Source organism: Calothrix sp. CBUCES-K 9914, from assembly GCF_059640475.1.
The window spans coordinates 1-2,071 of sequence record NZ_JBXXZH010000517.1; the positions used below are offsets into that span (position 1 = coordinate 1).

At 38.9% G+C, this 2,071-nt stretch carries 4 protein-coding genes; 3 read left to right on the forward strand and 1 reads right to left on the reverse strand.

Annotated elements, in window-relative coordinates:
* Nucleotides 1–466: 466 nt before the first annotated feature.
* Both AC2JBO_RS44675 and AC2JBO_RS44680 read left to right on the forward strand, forming a co-directional pair.
* Nucleotides 467–718 (forward strand): hypothetical protein, encoded by a 252-nt coding sequence (locus AC2JBO_RS44675; protein WP_496960042.1) that lies wholly within the window; start codon nt 467–469, stop codon nt 716–718.
* Entirely contained in the window at nt 708–1,259 is a 552-nt protein-coding gene (locus AC2JBO_RS44680; RefSeq protein ID WP_496960043.1) for a hypothetical protein, read from the forward strand. Before AC2JBO_RS44675 ends, AC2JBO_RS44680 begins: the two co-directional genes overlap by 11 nt.
* Nucleotides 1,260–1,374: 115 nt before the next feature.
* Here AC2JBO_RS44680 and AC2JBO_RS44685 read toward each other — a convergent pair whose 3' ends face one another.
* Nucleotides 1,375–1,731, reverse strand: a complete 357-nt coding sequence (locus AC2JBO_RS44685) for a hypothetical protein (protein ID WP_496960044.1) — start codon at nt 1,729–1,731, stop codon at nt 1,375–1,377.
* Between the two features lie 128 nt (nt 1,732–1,859).
* Between AC2JBO_RS44685 and AC2JBO_RS44690 the strand changes: the two genes are divergently transcribed.
* A complete protein-coding gene (locus AC2JBO_RS44690) occupies nt 1,860–2,051 on the forward strand; it encodes a hypothetical protein (RefSeq protein WP_496960045.1) in 192 nt (63 codons plus the stop codon).
* Nucleotides 2,052–2,071: the final 20 nt, after the last annotated feature.

Here is a 2,071-nt window from a genome sequence, read left to right on the forward strand (position 1 = left end):
ACAGTTCTTGTAGATGGAATTGTTGGACCCCAAACTTGGAAAGCTTTAGGTCTGTGTGTTTATGTTAACTGCTAACTAAACATATTCATTCATTGTAAATTGAAAACAAATATCTATTTATAATTATAAAACCCTGACCATCGGTTGGGGTTTTAGTTTTGTTTTGGCACGATGACCTATTTTGTGATTATAAATATTATTAGACAGTACATTTAATTTGGGTAAGCTACTATTTAAGTCAAGCTGCACTAGTAACTTCGGTATTGAAAACTTAAGTCCAGAGCGCGCCCCATTTTTCAAATCAGATTTTAAATTACTTTAGTAATGCACCATTAGAGGGGGATGTATATTGATACAACCCCTTTTTTCGTTGTGACACGTCTCCTATGACGAATATTGGCGCCTTTAAAAATATGCAGACGCACTTGTGTGGGAGAATACTTTTTGTAGTGTTTGTTGTTTTGATATGGCACATAACTTACTCAAAACCCCACACGGCTGGAAGTGTAGTACATGTGAATGGCAATGGAAAAGTAGACCATCAACTGAATGTCCTGATGTACCGCGTTATGATTATTGGTGGAACCAGAAAGAAGCACCACCAGTAGGATACCGCGCGGTTCCTGATAATCTTAAGACCAAAACGAGCGCTAGCATCGCTCAAACTCGCACCCCGCGACGAAAAGAAACCGGATGGGTGTATCTATATGCAAGCTAAGACCCAATGGTTATGGTTGTACTCGGTAAATAATACGGCGCCGCTTCCAAAGAAAAAACGTTATTACAAAAGTGCATCTGAACGACGTATCATAAAGGAAGCACTATTATTATGGGAGAGCGGAGAAATACGTACCGAAGTATATAAAGGTATTGAAATATCCGCATTTGCTAGTTATCGAGATTGTGGATTGAAAAGGGCTAGTCAACTACCAGAGGAGTATAAGCCTCATTTTGATGGTTTTTTATCAGAAGTTGTATTAACTGGACTTCCAATGATACCCTTCTCTTCAGAAATTCAAGCTGTTTTCAATAGAGATGTAGCTAATCATCTTATAGCAATTGCTCATGGAAAAATATTAATAGACAAGTTATTTGATATTGGTATTTCAAATGAAAATTATGAGAGCTTAGAACAATTTGGTTCAGGATTTATTATGACAGACTCTGCGGGTTATGGCTTTTGTTTGAGAAGACCGGATAGGACAACTATGGCTCGCCGTCTAGCTTCTATGTTTGGTTGGGAAGTTATTGAGGAATAAATAGAGATGAATAATCCACACATGGGCGCCGATGTTTTAAAATTTCTTGATTCTATTATTCCTGATACACCGGAAATGCAAATTTTGGGTGAACAGGAGAAAATGCGTATCATGCTTACCCAAGTGTTAAGATTCTATCATCTCTCCTATCAAATTCTTCAATCTCTGAGTCTGGGTATGAACTAACACCTTCATCTAAAACTACCCGCATATGACTTTTATTAGACGGCGCCGCATCCTCTACTTTCATAGTCGCTTCGGTAATGTAAGGATTCTCAATAATATCAATAAATTGATCAAGCGCTTCTTTTATCCGCTCCTTCTTTTCAGGCGCCCTTGCTGTCCGCCACTTTTTTAAAACTGCTTCTCTACCAGCTTCGAGGACTTCATGAGTAACTGTACCATTATCTAAGCGCGCGGTGAGTTCTGCGCATCCGCTCAGACACAAAGGAAGATGATTTCTGTAAATCACTTTTCTCCCTTTGCTTGCTCCTTATTGGGTATGGAGGGTTAATTTTTTTAATAGAGAGGCAACGGCGCCGCATAAAAATGGTAATTTAAAGTACAATTGAACCAAATTTAGTCAGGGTTTATTGAATCTTGAACAAACCTCAAGAACTTGTCATCACAGATTTAGCTCAAGGTTTACCTGCTATTACTCCTTCGTTTGGAGCGGCGTTGGCAGAAGCTTGTGCGGTATGCTTGGAAGAACAGGGGCATTCTCAAGGTGTGGAAATCACAATCGATGGCAATACTGCTCGGTTAAGGGAAATAGAGGTAAAAAAGTACTAAACATAGTTCGCGTTTATAAA

Excerpts from the sequence above, each read along its gene's own strand:
- AC2JBO_RS44680 (WP_496960043.1), top strand. The coding sequence starts at position 708 with ATGCAAGCTAAGACCCAATGGTTATGGTTGTACTCGGTAAATAATACG.
- AC2JBO_RS44675 (WP_496960042.1), top strand. The coding sequence starts at position 467 with ATGGCACATAACTTACTCAAAACCCCACACGGCTGGAAGTGTAGTACA.